Source organism: Roseobacter sp. HKCC-CH-9351, assembly GCF_037830295.1.
GTDB lineage: Bacteria > Pseudomonadota > Alphaproteobacteria > Rhodobacterales > Rhodobacteraceae > M30B80.
Map to the genome: position 1 here is coordinate 140,342 of NZ_JBBLYM010000002.1, position 15,308 is coordinate 155,649.

General features: G+C 56.7%; 13 protein-coding genes. 3 read left to right on the forward strand and 10 right to left on the reverse strand.

From position 1 onward, the window contains the following. Window positions 1–64: 64 nt before the first annotated feature. From AAC632_RS10890 to AAC632_RS10900, 3 genes are read right to left on the reverse strand one after another with little or no spacing between them, the layout of a single operon-like run. The gene (locus AAC632_RS10890; RefSeq protein ID WP_340298891.1) at window positions 65–601 is read right to left on the reverse strand and encodes a flavin reductase family protein; all 537 of its coding nucleotides are present in this window, start codon (window positions 599–601) and stop codon (window positions 65–67) included. After that, a complete protein-coding gene (locus tag AAC632_RS10895) occupies window positions 601–1,494 on the reverse strand; it encodes an aldo/keto reductase (RefSeq protein ID WP_340298940.1) in 894 nt (297 codons plus the stop codon). Before AAC632_RS10895 ends, AAC632_RS10890 begins: the two co-directional genes overlap by 1 nt. Before the next feature lie 17 nt (window positions 1,495–1,511). Then, the gene (locus AAC632_RS10900) at window positions 1,512–2,666 is read right to left on the reverse strand and encodes an LLM class flavin-dependent oxidoreductase (protein ID WP_340298892.1); all 1,155 of its coding nucleotides are present in this window, start codon (window positions 2,664–2,666) and stop codon (window positions 1,512–1,514) included. 125 nt (window positions 2,667–2,791) lie between these two features. On the opposite strand from AAC632_RS10900, the gene AAC632_RS10905 reads away from it, so the two are divergent. The 3 genes from AAC632_RS10905 (at window position 2,792) to AAC632_RS10915 (ending at window position 5,908) form a co-directional block, all read left to right on the forward strand. Continuing rightward, entirely contained in the window at window positions 2,792–3,511 is a 720-nt protein-coding gene (locus AAC632_RS10905; protein ID WP_340298893.1) for a GntR family transcriptional regulator, read from the forward strand. Between the two features lie 9 nt (window positions 3,512–3,520). Beyond that, the gene (locus AAC632_RS10910) at window positions 3,521–4,642 is read left to right on the forward strand and encodes a Gfo/Idh/MocA family protein (protein ID WP_340298894.1); all 1,122 of its coding nucleotides are present in this window, start codon (window positions 3,521–3,523) and stop codon (window positions 4,640–4,642) included. A gap of 342 nt (window positions 4,643–4,984) precedes the next feature. Next, the gene (locus tag AAC632_RS10915) at window positions 4,985–5,908 is read left to right on the forward strand and encodes a 3-hydroxyacyl-CoA dehydrogenase NAD-binding domain-containing protein (RefSeq protein WP_340260127.1); all 924 of its coding nucleotides are present in this window, start codon (window positions 4,985–4,987) and stop codon (window positions 5,906–5,908) included. Between the two features lie 61 nt (window positions 5,909–5,969). On the opposite strand, the gene AAC632_RS10920 is transcribed toward AAC632_RS10915, so the two are convergent. The 7 genes from AAC632_RS10920 to xdhA are packed head-to-tail and all read right to left on the reverse strand — an operon-like array spanning window position 5,970 to window position 15,152. Continuing rightward, the gene (locus AAC632_RS10920; RefSeq protein ID WP_340255257.1) at window positions 5,970–7,052 is read right to left on the reverse strand and encodes a BMP family ABC transporter substrate-binding protein; all 1,083 of its coding nucleotides are present in this window, start codon (window positions 7,050–7,052) and stop codon (window positions 5,970–5,972) included. Window positions 7,053–7,103: 51 nt separating this feature from the next. Then, window positions 7,104–8,009 (reverse strand): ABC transporter permease, encoded by a 906-nt coding sequence (locus AAC632_RS10925; RefSeq protein ID WP_317655310.1) that lies wholly within the window; start codon window positions 8,007–8,009, stop codon window positions 7,104–7,106. Beyond that, window positions 8,009–9,094 carry an ABC transporter permease gene (locus AAC632_RS10930; protein WP_340298895.1) on the reverse strand — a complete coding sequence of 362 codons (1,086 nt, stop codon included), beginning with the start codon at window positions 9,092–9,094 and terminating at the stop codon, window positions 8,009–8,011. The genes AAC632_RS10925 and AAC632_RS10930 overlap by 1 nt, the downstream gene beginning before the upstream one ends. Next, window positions 9,087–10,598, reverse strand: a complete 1,512-nt coding sequence (locus AAC632_RS10935; protein WP_340298896.1) for an ABC transporter ATP-binding protein — start codon at window positions 10,596–10,598, stop codon at window positions 9,087–9,089. The genes AAC632_RS10930 and AAC632_RS10935 overlap by 8 nt, the downstream gene beginning before the upstream one ends. Continuing rightward, complete coding sequence (gene xdhC, locus AAC632_RS10940; RefSeq protein WP_340298897.1) at window positions 10,595–11,518, reverse strand: xanthine dehydrogenase accessory protein XdhC; 924 nt, start codon at window positions 11,516–11,518, stop codon at window positions 10,595–10,597. Before xdhC ends, AAC632_RS10935 begins: the two co-directional genes overlap by 4 nt. Further along, on the reverse strand, window positions 11,515–13,797 hold the full coding sequence (xdhB, locus tag AAC632_RS10945) for a xanthine dehydrogenase molybdopterin binding subunit (protein WP_340298898.1): 2,283 nt from the start codon (window positions 13,795–13,797) through the stop codon (window positions 11,515–11,517). The genes xdhC and xdhB overlap by 4 nt, the downstream gene beginning before the upstream one ends. Beyond that, complete coding sequence (xdhA, locus tag AAC632_RS10950; RefSeq protein ID WP_340298941.1) at window positions 13,794–15,152, reverse strand: xanthine dehydrogenase small subunit; 1,359 nt, start codon at window positions 15,150–15,152, stop codon at window positions 13,794–13,796. The genes xdhB and xdhA overlap by 4 nt, the downstream gene beginning before the upstream one ends. Between the last annotated feature and the right edge of the window lie 156 nt (window positions 15,153–15,308).

The following is a 15,308-nucleotide window of genomic DNA, read 5'->3' on the forward strand; positions in this document are numbered from 1 at the left end:
TCCCTTAAACATTACCGTTGGTTTTGGTCGTCTCACTTTCCCCCTTTTCATCGGGGTAACTTGGTTATGCGGGCTCAGTCTCCCTCACGGTGAAATGGCCAAGCTTGCCGCGGAAAAATCCCAGCGACCCACCCAAGTCGCGATAGCCCGCCCGCTGCACTTGGCCGACCATGATGTCATGGTCACCGCCCGCGTAATTGGCCCAAGCTGTACATTCAAACCGCGCAAGACAGTCATGCAGCACGGGCACACCTTCGGCATTCATATCAAAATCATCGGGCCCAAGCCCCTTTGCATCTCGCGCAATGCGCCAGCAAAGATCTTCTTGATCCACCCCCAAAACATGAATGGCATAGGCAGGGGCCTCACCGAAAAAGGGGTAGCGGCGCGAAGCGCGATCAATCGACCACAAGACTAATGCAGGATCGAGAGACACGGATGTAAAACTATTCGCCGTGATGGCCACGGGCCCCTCATCGCTTGCCACCGTAACAATGGTGACACCCGTTGCAAAACACCCAAGCGCCGTGCGAAAGGCGCGCGGGTTTGCCGGGTCGGGCACAAAGCTGCTGAGGGGGTGGCGGCGCATCGTCTGATCCATCAGGCGACCTCGTGGCCAAGCGCGGCCTCGTAAAGCGAGAACCAATCGCGCCGATCAAGACGCACGCGCAGCGCGTCTGAAATAGTGGCAATACGCGGCAACGCATTCGTGCCAAGCACAGGCAAGATTGTCGAAGGATGGGCCAAGAGAAAGGCCACAGCAACAGCCGCACGATCCACGCCCTGCTCTGCCGCAATCGCGTCAAGACGCGTGGCCAACAACCCCTCGCGTGTCGTCATCAGCGCACCACCCCCCAAAGGTGACCACGCCATGACGGGCTGTGCATGGCGTTGATGGAAACTCAAATCCCCATTTGTGAAGGGCGCGATATGAGACAGCGACAGCTCAATTTGGTTGGTCACCAATTTCGCGCTCATCGCGGATTGAAGCAACTCCCAATCCCAAGGGCGGAAATTCGACACGCCCGCTGCGCGGATCTTGCCCGCTTTGATCAATCCATCAAGGCAGGCCCCCGTCTCGTGGTGATCCATCAGCGGATCGGGGCGGTGAATGAGTAGCAGATCAATCTGATCAATCCCCATCTCGCGCAAAGAGGTGTCGACAGATTGCGTGATATGAGCTGCGGATGTGTCGTAATATTTTACAGGCGCGTCAGAATAGCGGCCAATCGGGGCCACGATATCGCATTTTGTGACGATTTCCATTTTGGCCCGCAGATCGGGCCGCACGCGCAACGCGGCACCCAAAATGCCCTCAGCGGTATAAGCGCCATAAATATCGGCCTGATCAAAGGTTGTGATCCCTTGGGCAAGGCAGGCTTCGATTTTTGCGATGACATGATCGGTGGAGGTATCCGTGTCATCGCCAAGCCGCCACATCCCGTAGACAAGACGGCTAAAACTCAGGCCCTCGGCGATTTGGACGCGGGGCATGGTGGGGGGTGTTTTGGTCATTCGCGAACGCCTCCGCCTAGGGGTGTATTTGGCAATGTAGCGGGCACGCGGCCATATTCATGGGGCAAAGAGCAAGTTTTCATCTGCGGCAACACGCGGCTGCCAAAATGCTCTGCCTCGTCTTTGTGCGGATACCCCGAAAGAATAAAGGCGCGAATGCCCATTTTCTGGTATTCCTCAAGCCGTGACAAAACCTGATCTGTAGAGCCAACAAGCGCCGCCCCACAGCCAGACCGCGCGCGGCCAACACCCGTCCAAAGATGGGGTTCGATATAGCCGGCATCATCCGCAATCTCGCGGTTTTTCGACTGGTGGCTCACCCCAAGGGATTTGGCATCAAGCGCGCGATTGCGGATCGCGTCCCCCTGATCCTTGTCAAGTTTCGAAACGATATATTCGGCATATTCGCGCGCTTCGGCCTCGGTGTCGCGCACAATCACATGGACGCGCAGACCGTAATCAAGCGTGCGGTTATAACGCTCGGCCACGGCATTCACGGCCTGCATCCGTCCGCGCAACTCGTCCTCGCGCTCAGGCCACATGAGATAGACATCACAATGCTGACCGCAAAGCTCAAGCGCATCAGGGGAGTAGCCCCCGAAATACAAAAGCGGCCCGCCCTTTTGATAGGGGCGCGCGGGGTCAGTGCTCAGGCCTTCAAAGTTATAAACTTCGCCTTTGTAATGGATCTCGTCCTGCGTCCATGCCTGTTTCAGGATTTCCACAACCTCGCGCGAACGCTGATAGCGAAATGAACTGTCGGCCACCTCACCAGGAAAATCCGAAGAGATGATGTTAACAGTCAGGCGGCCTTCCAGCATGTGATCGAGTGTCGCGATGGTGCGCGCCAACATAATCGGCTGCATCTCGCCACAGCGCACAGCCGCCAGCAGGTTAATCTTGGAGGTGATCGGCGCACAGCCCGCAACGAAGCTGAGCGTGTCTTGTCCCACCTGATAGGACGAGGGGCACAGCACATTGCGAAAGCCGTGGTTTTCAGCGGTTTTCACAATATCCGAGCAATGCGCAAAAGATGAGCGCAAGGCCCCATCTGGCACGCCCAAGAATTGATAGTCGTCCGAGCAAAGCGCAGCAAACCACGACACTTCGGCGGCATCTAGATCGGCAGATGTGATTGGAACCACGCTCAAATCTCTTCTCCCCTCCCTGCGGCGCGTTGATCTAATCGTCATCGCTGCCGCTTGACTTTCCCCGAAATTAGCCGTGTCCTTGATCTGGATCAATAGTGTATCAATTTTTTCGAAAGGCCGCTTCGATGCGCGATCAAATCGACCGCAGACCCGCCTCATCGGCGCTGCCGCTTTACATACAATTAAGCGAGGTCTTGATCCGTGAAATCGCAGCGGGACGCCTGCCCGATGGCAGCCGCCTGCCGCCCGAACGCACGCTGGCTGCGCAGTATCAAACCACGGTGCGCACATTGCGAAAATCCCTCGATATTCTTGAAGAAAAAGGTCTTTTGCGCCGCGTGCAGGGTTCTGGAAATTATGTGCAATCAAGCGCACAGATCAGTTCGATTTACTCGATGTTTCGCCTCGAACTTCGCACAGGCGGCGGGCTGCCAAGCGCGCAAGTTTTGGCGTTGGACTATCTCGCGAAACCCGCCGATCTGCCCAGTTTTGGCACGGCCTCGCATGCCACGCGAATCCGCCGTTTGAGGTTCCTCAATTCTCTGCCAGTGGCGGTGGAGGAGATCTGGCTAGACGGGGCTGCGGGCCGATTGGAGGCCGAAAAGCTGTCTGATTCGTTGTATCTTACCTATCGTGTGCAATTAGGCCTGCGGATCCTTCAAGCTGAGGATTATGTCAGCATCGCCCCCATTCCCGATTGGGTGCCGCCCGATTTCGCGCGCCCAACCACAAGCCCCGCCCCCTTTGTTGAGCGTTACAGCCATGCAGATGGTCGGGGCATCATTGAATATTCCCGAAATTGGATTGACCACACGCGCGCACATTATGTGCAGCGTCTAAAGTAGAGAGGACAAATGTCTCAAATCACACGCTACGGCATCATCGGTTGCGGTATGATGGGCCAAGAACATCTGCAAAATATCGCCCTGCTAGACGGGGCGGAGGTGGCCGCGATTTTCGAGCCCGATGCAGGTATGGCTGCGAAATCACTGGCCCTTGCACCGAAGGCCACGCTTTACGATAGCCTTGAGGCACTGGTGGCCCATCCCGATCTCGACTGTTACCTGATCGCCAGCCCGAATTTCCGCCATGTCGAGCAGTTAACATATCTCGCAAAACATCGCCCCCTGCCCGTCCTCGTGGAAAAGCCGCTCTTTACGGATCCCGCGCAACAAGACAGCCTGCGCGAGATCCGTGACAGCTATCCCGCGCCTATTTGGGTCGCGATGGAATATCGTTATATGCCGCCAATCACCGCCTTCCTTGAGGCCGCCGAAGGGGCCACAGGCGGGATCAAGATGCTGTCTTTGCGCGAGCATCGCTTTCCTTTCCTTGAAAAGGTTGGCGATTGGAACCGCTTTAACCGCTATACTGGCGGGACATTTGTTGAGAAATGCTGCCATTTCTTTGACCTGATGCGCCTCGCCCTGAAATCGGAACCCGTGCGGGTGTTGGCCTCGGGTGGGATGGATGTGAACCACCGAGACGAGGCCTATGACGGCGAGACGCCAGATATCCTCGACAATGGGTTTGTCATCGTGGATTTCGCCAATGGCGCGCGGGCGCTGCTCGAACTGTGCATGTTCGCTGAAGGCAGCCGCTATCAAGAAGAGGTCTGCGCCACTGGCCCTAAGGGCAAGATTGAGGCCTATGTGCCCGGCCCCGGTCGGTTCTGGCCCGATCATTTGGGCGAGGCCCCAATCCCGCAATTGATTGAAAGCCCACGAGACCCCAAAGGACCTATCGCCCGCGACATCCCTGTCGACCCGACCCTATTGGCCGCAGGCGACCATAATGGATCAACCTTTTATCAGCATCAGAAATTCTTAGATTTGGTGCGCGGTAAAAGCCAAGCACCCGAAGTCAGCCTCAACGATGGCTACATGGCCGTCATTATGGGAATGGCTGCACAAATTTCGATGAAGGAACATCGCGCTGTAGAGATTTCAGAACTTACCCGCGCGATGCATCGGTAACTGAAAGATGCCCCATCACCTGCTCGTGGAAGGTGATGGGGAAATCCGAGGCAAGCCTCAGCCTGGAACTTTGTTTGCCGCAGGCGCTTCGATTGGCGCTGCAACGGGCTGCGAAGAGCACGCCGACAGAGCAACAAGCGCTGTGATGCAAACTGCAACAGATAGTTTTTTCATGATTAATTACTCCTTATGGGCAGTGGTATGGAATCAAATCCACGCGCAACAGTCAATGACTACTAGATGTCGTGGAGGGTTAAGTTATCATTATTTCATATTGCGAGGATGTAATTCATGTATTTGAAATTGTTAACACACAATAAAAATATCTAAAAGTTATTATATATGTCGAATTTAGACCAAATTGGGATTGTTGGAGGTGGTTTGATCGGTCTGAGTTGGGCCGCTTTAGCGTCATCATTGGGTCATAAAGTGGTCATTATCGACCCCGACCCTGAATGCAGCGAGAATCTTTCAGCCTTTTTGGCCCATGCATGGCCAAACCTGGCAGAATTGGGGTTGGCCCATCAGCCGTCTGCGCCTGATGTCAGCCCAGATTATGCGGCTCTCAAAGGGGCCAGCTTTGTCCAAGAAAATGCGCCAGAGCGTATAGAAGTCAAGCACGAGGTCATCCGCCAAATCGAGGCGCAGGTCGGGCCCGAGGTCGTGATTGCATCAAGCACCTCATCACTCATGGCTAGTGATTTACAGCAGGGCGCCAAACACCCTGAGCGCATCTTGGTGGCGCATCCAATGAACCCGCCGCATCTGATCCCGATGGTTGAACTGGTTGCAGGCCGCCTCACCTCACCAGAGGCAATGGGTCAAGCCGAAGCGCATTATCATGCTCTGCACCGCGTGCCCATTCGCGCAAAGCGCGAGGTGCAAGGCCACATCGCCAACCGACTGACCGCAGCACTCTATCGCGAAGCGGTCAATCTTGTGGCCGAAGGAATTGCGGATGTCGCCGATATTGATCGCGCCATTGCCAATGGGCCAGGTCTGAGATGGGCCTTGATGGGGCCACATCTCACCTACCACTTGGGCGGTGGCGCGGGCGGCTATCGCGCTTATCTTGACCATCTTGGCCCCACGCAAGAGGCGCGATGGAAAGACCTTGGTCATCCCGAACTGACCGAGGCACTCAAGGCGGAATTGGTTGCAGGTGTCGAAGCGGAATTGGCGAGCATGGGCGGCGCAGATTTGCGCGCGCGCCGCGATGCTGCATTGGTGGCGCTTCTACGCCTAAAGGGAGATCAGGCACTATAACCCACCGCAAAGAAAAAGTGGGCGCAAATGCGCCCACTTTCACGCCCAATAAGGGTTGGGATCAGGACGGGATATCGCCCTCGACCCCTTCGACATAGAAGAACATACCCGCAAGGTCGCCATCGGACGCGGTTTCGCCCTCAGCCAACCATGGGCTGCCATCTTGCTTGTTGATCGGCCCTGTGAACGGATGATATTCACCCGCCGCGATTGCATCGCGCAGCGCTTCGGCCTCGGCCTTCACGTCTGCGGGCACAACATTGGAAATCTCGCCAATGCCAACCATTCCTGCGCTGATGCCATCCCACGTGTTCACGGATGACCACGTGCCATCGATCACCGCCTGGACGCGGTCGATGTAATAGGGCGCCCAGTTGTCGATGATCGAAGAAATACGGGGCATCGGGCCATATTCCGCCATATCTGCCGCCTGACCAAATGTATAAACGCCCCCTGCCTCACGGGCGGCCTGATGCGGCGCGGTCGAGTCTGTATGCTGCAGAACAACGTCACAGCCCTGTTCAATCAATGCCTTGGCCGCATCTGCTTCTTTCGCGGGGTTCAGCCATTCAAAGATCCAGATGATCTTGAATTCCACATCAGGGTTGACCTTTTTGGCGTGGATATAGGCCGAGTTGATGCCACGGATCACTTCAGGAATTGGCACAGACGCGATATAGCCAATCTTGTTGGTGGTGGTGACACGACCCGCCAATGTGCCTTGGATCGCGCGACCTTCATAGAAGCGCGCGGAATAGACAGACACGTTATCCGCCTGCTTATAGCCTGTTGCGTGTTCGAACTTCACATCAGGGAAATTCGCCGCCACATTCACGGTTGGATCCATGAAGCCGAAGGATGTGGTAAAGATAATATCCGCACCACCCAAAGCCATTTGGGTGATCGCACGCTCGGCATCGGGGCCTTCTGGGACGCTCTCTTGATAGACAAATTCAACCGCATCGCCAAAATGCTCGACCATTTCCATTGCGGAATGATGGTGGTGCTGTGTCCAGCCGCCATCATTGATCGGGCCAACATAGATAAAGCCGACTTTGGTCTTGTCCTGCGCGCGCGCGGGCATGCCCATTGCTGCGGCGAGGGCGGCACCTGCACCAGTCGCAAGTAGTGTTCTGCGTTTCATAATTACTCTCCCGGTTTACCAGAGATCAGGCTCTGGTCGTTGCTGAAACCCTCAAGACGAGGGGTGAAAGGGTTTGCCCAGTGAGGCAGGCGCCCGTCCTGCGCGTATCATCACAAGGACGATGATGGTCGCAAGGTATGGGGCCATTGACAGATATTCGACAGGAATTTTCAAGCCTTCTGCCTGCAAATTAAGCTGAAGAACAGTAACACCGCCAAAAAGATAGGCACCTGCGATCAAGCGCCATGGCTTCCAAGAGGCGAAAACCACAATGGCCAAAGCAATCCAGCCTGCGCCTGCTGTGATCCCGTCAATCCATTGGGGCACCCGGACAAGGCTGATATAGGCCCCTGCAAGCCCTGCACAGGCCCCACCAAATACAATCGCAAGAACGCGCACACGGCGCACATTATACCCTAGCGCATGCGCGGCTTCGTGATTCTCACCAACAGCGCGCAGGATCAGACCCGCACGGCTATATTTCAAAAACGCCCAAACCCCCGCCACGATGGCAATGCTCAGATAGACCATCAGATCATGGCGAAACAGGATCGGCCCCAAAACAGGAATATCGGACAAAATGGGGAAAGACAGCTTCGCCACCGTCAAATCAGGTGATCCAACCGCATCTTGCCCGATCAGCGATGACAGGCCCAAGCCGAACATCGTCAAGCCCAAACCTGTGGCGACCTGATTGGTCAAAAGAAATTGGGTCAAGACGGCAAAGACTAAGGAAACGACTGCTCCCGCACAGGCCGCCCCCACAAAGCCGAAATAAGGGTTGCCGCTTGAATGGCCCGCAATATAGCCGCAAACCGCGCCGACAATCATCATCCCCTCAACCCCAAGGTTCAGGACGCCCGCGCGCTCGACCACCAATTCACCGATTGCCGCAAGCAAGATCGGCGTTGAAGCTACCATTAGCGCGGCCAAAAGCAGGATTGGATTGATATCCATCAGCGCGCCTCCCCTTGGCCAAATTTGAAACGATAATTGGTCAGCACATCCACAGCCAAAAGGCAAAAGAGCAACATGCCCTGAAAGGTCAAAATTGCCGCTGCAGGCAGGTTCAACTGTGCCTCGGCCGCCTGTCCACCGATATAGGTCAGCGCCATGATCAGCCCAGCAAAAAGAATGCCCACAGGATGCAAGCGCCCCAAAAAGGCCACGATAATTGCGGTAAACCCGTAAAAGGCGGGGAAAGAACCAAGGATCTGCCCCGATGGCCCTGCCACCTCAAACAATCCTGCAAGTCCCGCAAGCGCGCCCGATATACCCACACATAAGATCACAAGGTGATTAGCATTGACCCCTGCAAATCCCGCCGCCCGCGGGCTTTGCCCTGCAAGGCGCACGTTGAAGCCAAACTGATGTCGGGTGAATAGGATATAGGCCCCCACCACGGCCATCAGCGCCGCTAAAGCCCCCCAATGAAAGCCTGTGTTGGGGATCAAATCCAAATTGGCGGCCGATGGGTATTGCCGCAAATTGCGGCTACCAGGCATGCCAAACCCCTCGGGGTTGCGCAAAAGGCCAATGGAAAAGGCCTTGATCAACACCTCGGCCACATAGACCAGCATCAGCGATACAAGGATTTCGTTGGTCTTGAACACCACCCGCAAAATCGCAGGGATCATCGCCCAAAGAAGCCCCCCCAAGAGCCCCGCAACGATCATCAGCGGAAAGATCAACCAGCGCGCCTCCATCGGGTAAAAGGCCAGGGCCACCCCTGCCCCACAAATGGCGCCGATGATATACTGACCTTCGGCACCGATATTCCAAATTCCCGCCCGAAACCCAAAGGACAGCCCCACGGCGATCAGCACCAAAGGGGCAGCTTTCTTGACAATCTCGGGGCGGTAAAAATGCGCAAAGGGACCAAAGATTGGATCCCAGAAAATCGTCTTGATCGCGATCAATGGGTCTTTGCCCAAAATCGCAAACAGACCCATGCCAAGAATGATGGTCAAAATCACCGCCAAGACGGGCGCGCCATATGTCCACCCGCGCGAAGGCTGTGGCCGTTTCTCAAGCCTAAGCATGGGCCACCTCCAGATCATGCGCACCACCGAGCATCAACCCGATTTTCTCCATGGTCAGCCCCGATGTTGGCACCGCTTGTGATAAGGTGCCTTCGTTCAATGCCGCGAAGCGGTCAGTGATTTCCAACACCTCCTCAAGGTCTTGCGAGATCACAAGCACCGCTGATCCTGCACTGGCCAAATCCAGCAAGGCCTGACGTATCGCAGCTGCGGCCGCTGCATCAACGCCCCATGTGGGTTGGTTGATCACCAAAACGCGCGGGTTTTGGCTGATCTCGCGCCCGATTACGAATTTCTGCAAATTCCCGCCCGACAGCGCACGCGCGGCGGTTTCGGGGCTTGGGGTGCGCACATCGAAACGCGCGATCACCTCTTGGGCGAAGGCACGACTGCGCGGCCAATCAATAAACCCGTTTTTCAACAAAGAAAGCCGCGTTTTCGCGGTCATCAATGCGTTTTCTACAAGGTTCATATCGGGGGCGGCGGCGTGGCCATTGCGTTCCTCTGGCGCGGCACAAAAGCCGAGGGCGCGGCGGGCATTTGGCCCATCGGCGCCAATGCCCTGACCCTCTAATTGGATCATATCAGCATGTGTGCGCATCTCGCCTGACAGGGCCGCGACCAATTCATCTTGACCATTGCCCGCGACACCGCCGATCCCCAAAACCTCGCCCGCGTGTAGGGTAAAGCTGATCTCTTTCAGGCTTGTTCCGAATTGGTGCGGCGCAGGCGCGCTCAGGCCCGATACTTGTAGCAAGGGCTGTCCAGTCGTAACAGCCGCCCGCTTTGGCGTGGTAAGGGTCTTGCCCACCATCATCTCGGCCATGTCACGGTTGCTCATTTCGCGTGGGTCAAACGTGCCCACAACCTTACCTTGGCGCAAAACAGTGGCATGCTCACACAAAGCGCGGATTTCTTCAAGTTTGTGCGAGATATAAAGGATTGATGTCCCTTCAGACGCCAAGAGACGCAATGTGCCAAACAGGATATCGACCTCTTGCGGGGTCAGGACGCTGGTTGGCTCATCCATGATCAAAAGCTTGGGATTCTGCAGCAAACAGCGAATGATCTCGACCCGCTGCCGCTCGCCCGCAGATAGATCGCCCACAATCCGATCAGGCGATAAAGGCAGCCCATAATTTTCAGATGCAGCCCGAATTTGCGCGGCAAGGTCCTGCGTCTTGGGTGGGTTTTCCATACCAAGCGCAATATTCTCTGCCACGCTCATCGCGTCAAACAGCGAGAAATGCTGAAACACCATCGCCACACCTGCGGCGCGCGCAGCGCGCGGGTCACTGGGTGCAAAGGGCGCTCCCTCAAGCAGCATCTGCCCCTCATCGGGGCGCACAAGACCATAGATGGTCTTGACCAAAGTCGACTTGCCTGCACCATTTTCGCCAAGCACGGCGTGGATCTGGCCCTTGTCGATATCAAAGCTGACATCGCTATTCGCGATGACGCCCGGATAGGCTTTGGTCAGTCCCTGCAATTCAAGAAGCTTCACATTGCCCCCGTGTTTTTATGTGCTGCCTCTTCTGCCCGAGACAGCAAGGCTGTGGCAACCCCCAAGGCAATGGCCTGCGGGTGTTTGCCCAAGGATATATCCCCTATTGGGCAGGATATGCGCGAAATTTGTGCGCTGTTATGGCCAAGCGCCGATAATCTGCCCTTAAACCGCGCCCATTTTGTGGCCGACCCGATTAATCCTGCGCTGCCAAACTCATGACCAAGCAGGGCATGGCACAGTTCGAGATCGAGGGAATGGCTATGGGTCACGATGATATGATCAGCCGCCTTTGGCGCATGGCGCACCACCCCTTGCGGGGTCTGCGCGATCAATGGCGGGACATTGGGGGGGATGACCTCGGGAAATCTAGACTGCGCGATATCCACCCAAGTCAGGGCCAGATCAGGCAAAGGCGCAAGCACACTCACCAAAGCCCGCCCTATATGACCCGCCCCCCAGATCCAAATCTGATGCGGGGCGGCAAGCCCCGTTTCGATCAGCCAATCCCCAACAACGGCGGGGCTATGGGATGGGTGCAGACGCTCGACCGCGCGCGCGATTTTTGCGTCCCAACGCGCATTTGGCCCAAGCGGCCGCGCATAGGGCAAACTGTCTGGAATATCTTTCGCAAAGACCTCGAACACCACGCTGACAAACCCGCCGCAGCATTGACCCAAATGTGGCCCAAGCGGATAGTTCCGCACCGCGATCCCGCCCTGCGGCAGCATCGTGCGGGCCTCTGCCACAGCCTCCCATTCAAGACGCCCCCCGCCGATTGTGCCCTCTTGACCTTCGGCCCAAACGATCATGGATGTGCCCGCCTCGCGTGGGACAGACCCCGCCGTGCGCGTGATCAAAATCCGCACAAACGGCCCCCGTGCAGCACAAGCGCGCAAATATGCCAAATCAAGGCTCATGGTTGTAAGCCTTGGATGGCGCGCAAAATACGCTCGGGCGTTGCAGGTGCATCCAGATTTGGATAGCCCCCACCACAGGCCGAAATCGCGTCTGACACAGCAAGAAAGGCGGATATGCCCAGCATAAAGGGCGGCTCACCAACCGCCTTTGAGCGATAAATCGTGGCTTCGGGGTTTTCACCATCCACAAGCGCCACGTTAAAAATGGCGGGCCGATCTGAGCAGGCAGGAATTTTATAGGTGGATGGCGCATGGGTGCGCAAATGCCCCCGATCATCCCAGACCAATTCCTCGGTCATAAGCCATCCCGCCCCTTGGACATAGCCGCCCTCAACCTGCCCGCGATCAAGAGCGGGGTTCAGCGATGCGCCCACATCATGCAAAATATCGGCGCGCAAAATACGGTTCTCGCCCGTCAATCTATCAATGACCACCTCACTCACGGCGGCACCATGCGCAAAGTAAAAGAAAGGCCTGCCCTGCCCTGCGGCGCGATCCCATGACAGATCGGGGGTTTTGTAAAATCCCGTGGCCGAAAGCCCAACACGCGCCTGATAACAGGCCGCCACAGCCTCGGCGAAGCTGATATTTTGGTCGCCCCACATGACACGGCCACCGGCAAACCGCACCCCTGCCCCTTGGCCTAGAAACTCGGCAATGCGGGTGCGAATGGCATCACAAGCGGCCAGAACTGCCATCCCGTTCAGATCACTGCCTGATGAGGCCGCAGTGGCCGAGGTATTAGGAACCTTTGCCGTGTCGGTCGCGGTGATCTTTACCTGATCCACCCCGACCCCAAAACGGCTTGCCGCCACTTGGGCCAATTTTTGGAATAAGCCCTGCCCCATTTCCGTGCCGCCATGGTTCATCATAATTGACCCATCTTGATACACATGAACCAGCGCACCCGCCTGATTGAGATGGGTGAGGGTGAAGGAAATTCCGAATTTCACGGGGGAAAACGCAATGCCGCGTTTCAGGATGGGCGAGGTTTCATTCCACGCGGCAATTTCTGCACGCCGCGCCGCGTAATCGCAATCAGACAGCAATTGATCTGTCATCTCATGCAGCAGAAAATCGCGCACCTCCATCCCATAGGGGGTGGTGTTCGCAAGCCCCGCACGCGCGGCGCTCTTTGGGGCAGCGTAGTAATTTCTGCGCCGCACAAGGGCGGGATCAAGGCCCAAATCATGGGCGATATGATCCATCACCCGTTCAATCCCCAAAACGCCCTGAGGCCCCCCAAACCCGCGAAAGGCCGTGGCCGATTGCATATTGGTCTTTAACCGCAGCGAAGTGATCTCCGCATGGGGCAAAAGATAGGCGTTATCCGCGTGCAACATCGCGCGATCTGCCACGGGTGCGGTTAAATCCTGCGCCCAACCGCCCCGCGTGATCTGCGTGAATCGCACCGCTTCGATCTGGCCTTGATCATCAAAGCCCGCATCATAGGCAATTCGAAAATCATGACGTTTGCCCGTGATGATCATGTCATCATCGCGATCATAGCGCATTTTGCAGGCGCGCCCTGTCTGACGCGCGGCCACGGCACAGGCCACGGCCAATGCGTTGCCTTGGCTTTCCTTGCCGCCAAAGCCACCCCCCATACGCCGACACTCCACCCGCACCCCATGCATGGGCAGGCCCAAAGCATCGGCCACTTTGTCCTGTATCTCAGTCGGGTGTTGGGTCGAGCTATGGATCACCATATCCCCGCCCTCTTGTGGCAGGGCCAAGGCGGCTTGACCTTCGAGATAGAAATGCTCTTGCCCGCCCATGGTGATTTCACCTTGCAGTCGGCGCTTTGACTGATCGAGGGCAGCTGTTGTGTTCCCCTTGGCCCAAACACGCGGGCCATCCTCAAAATAACTCTCCGCGGCCAATGCATCCTCAATGCTGAGGATCGGTGGCTCTGCCTCAATCTCAATCTGTAAAAGCCGCGCTGCTTTGCGCGCCGCAAGGTGAGTATCTGCCACAACCAAGGCCACGGGCTGCCCCATGTAATGCACCCGATCTGTCGCCAATAAAGGTTCGTCATGCACCGAAGGGCTGACATCATTGGCAAAGGGCAGATCAGCCGCAACAAGCACCGCGACCACGCCTGGTGCAGCCTTCATAGCGGCAATATCCAGCCCGCGGATCACCCCACGCGCCACGGGCGACAGGGCAAAGGCCAGATGCAAGCAGCCCTGCGGGGTTGGAATATCATCCACATATCGCGCGGCGCCCGTAACGTGCAGGCGCGCGCTGTCATGGGCCATGGGGGCGTGAACGCTCATGGGGTCACCTCCAGCACGGATACAGGTGTGCCTTGGCGTTCGGCGTAATAGCGCCACATCATGCCTTGCGCCGCTGCCATCCGATAGGCGGCTGATGCCCGCATATCAGAGAGCGGCGTGAAATCATCAACTAAGGCTGCGGCGGCAGCCGCGATTGTGGCCTCGCCCCAAGGTTGGTTGATCAACGCGGCCATTGCCGCGCGGGCCAGTTTGGGCGTTCCTGCCATACCGCCAAAGGCCAGACGCGCGTCTTGAATAATGCCATTTTTGACGACGACATTGAACGCACCGCAAACGGCGGAAATATCCTGATCAAAGCGTTTTGACAGTTTATAACACCACAAATCAGGCGCGGATTTCGGCAAAGTGACGGCTTCGACAAATTCCCCGCTTGCGCGGTCTTGGTGGCCATAGTCGATATAGAAATCTTCAATCGCAATCGCTCGCCGCGCATCGCCCTTGCGCAAATGCAGCCGTGCGCCAAGCGCAATCAATGCGGGCGGGTTATCCCCAATGGGCGAGCCGTTCGCGATATTCCCGCCGATTGTGGCGGCGTTTCTGACCTGCTCTGACCCATATCGGCGGATCATCTCGGCATAGCTGGGGTGATACTGCGCCATCGCCTGATGCACCCGCGCCATGCTAACCATTGCGCCCAAGCGAATTTCATCTTCGTCCAGCTGCACATCAGCAAGATCAGTGCATTGGTTGAGAAAAATCACCTCGTCAAAATCGCGCAACTGTTTGTTGACCCAAAGGCCGATATCGGTAGCCCCCGCAATCAATAACGCGTCAGGTTTTGCAGCATAAAGCGTTGCCAATTCATCGCTGTTTTGCGGGGCATGGATGCTTTTTTGTGCTGTGGCCACCCATGCTGCATCGCGCGCAAGCCATGCGGGTTGTGCACCATCTTCAGCCGCTTGTGCCGCGCGGATGATCGGGGCATAGCCTGTGCAACGGCACAAATTGCCCGCCAAAACCGTGTCGTGATCACGGCGCCCATTGGCATGGCCTGCGACCATCGAAGCAATAAAGCCGGGCGTGCAAAAGCCGCATTGCGACCCGTGATGCGTGATCATGGCCTCTTGGACCGGGTGCAGCGTGTCAGAACCAATGCCCTCAACGGTGCGAATGGCTTTACCATCAATTTGGGGCAAAAATAGAATGCAGGCATTAACGGCGCAAACCCCGTCAACATCCTGAACCACCACGCTGCAAGCCCCACAATCGCCCTCGTTGCACCCTTCCTTTGTGCCGGTCATACCCCGCGCTTCGCGCAGCCAATCGAGCAATGTCGCAGTGGGATGGGTCGAGACCTGAACGGCCTCTCCATTCAGAAGAAACGAAACCTCCATCGAGAATTTAACCTGCCGCTTTACCCCGTCATGTGCCGTCACATCCTCAGGCGTCGATGCGGCGTAGAGACCTGAGCGGCTGTGTTAACAACAATGAAAGCGAGGGTTTTCGCGTTTGGCAAGAATTTTGTCGCGCCGCCCGCAGCCAAAACGCTT

Bases quoted from the DNA above. Each gene is read 5' to 3' on its own strand.
- xdhA (WP_340298941.1), bottom strand. From the start codon at position 15,152: ATGGAGGTTTCGTTTCTTCTGAATGGAGAGGCCGTTCAGGTCTCGACC.
- AAC632_RS10895 (WP_340298940.1), bottom strand. From the start codon at position 1,494: ATGCCCCGCGTCCAAATCGCCGAGGGCCTGAGTTTTAGCCGTCTTGTC.
- AAC632_RS10905 (WP_340298893.1), top strand. From the start codon at position 2,792: ATGCGCGATCAAATCGACCGCAGACCCGCCTCATCGGCGCTGCCGCTT.
- xdhB (WP_340298898.1), bottom strand. From the start codon at position 13,797: ATGAGCGTTCACGCCCCCATGGCCCATGACAGCGCGCGCCTGCACGTT.
- xdhC (WP_340298897.1), bottom strand. From the start codon at position 11,518: ATGAGCCTTGATTTGGCATATTTGCGCGCTTGTGCTGCACGGGGGCCG.
- AAC632_RS10890 (WP_340298891.1), bottom strand. From the start codon at position 601: ATGGATCAGACGATGCGCCGCCACCCCCTCAGCAGCTTTGTGCCCGAC.
- AAC632_RS10925 (WP_317655310.1), bottom strand. From the start codon at position 8,009: ATGGATATCAATCCAATCCTGCTTTTGGCCGCGCTAATGGTAGCTTCA.
- AAC632_RS10930 (WP_340298895.1), bottom strand. From the start codon at position 9,094: ATGCTTAGGCTTGAGAAACGGCCACAGCCTTCGCGCGGGTGGACATAT.
- AAC632_RS10915 (WP_340260127.1), top strand. From the start codon at position 4,985: ATGTCGAATTTAGACCAAATTGGGATTGTTGGAGGTGGTTTGATCGGT.
- AAC632_RS10920 (WP_340255257.1), bottom strand. From the start codon at position 7,052: ATGAAACGCAGAACACTACTTGCGACTGGTGCAGGTGCCGCCCTCGCC.
- AAC632_RS10910 (WP_340298894.1), top strand. From the start codon at position 3,521: ATGTCTCAAATCACACGCTACGGCATCATCGGTTGCGGTATGATGGGC.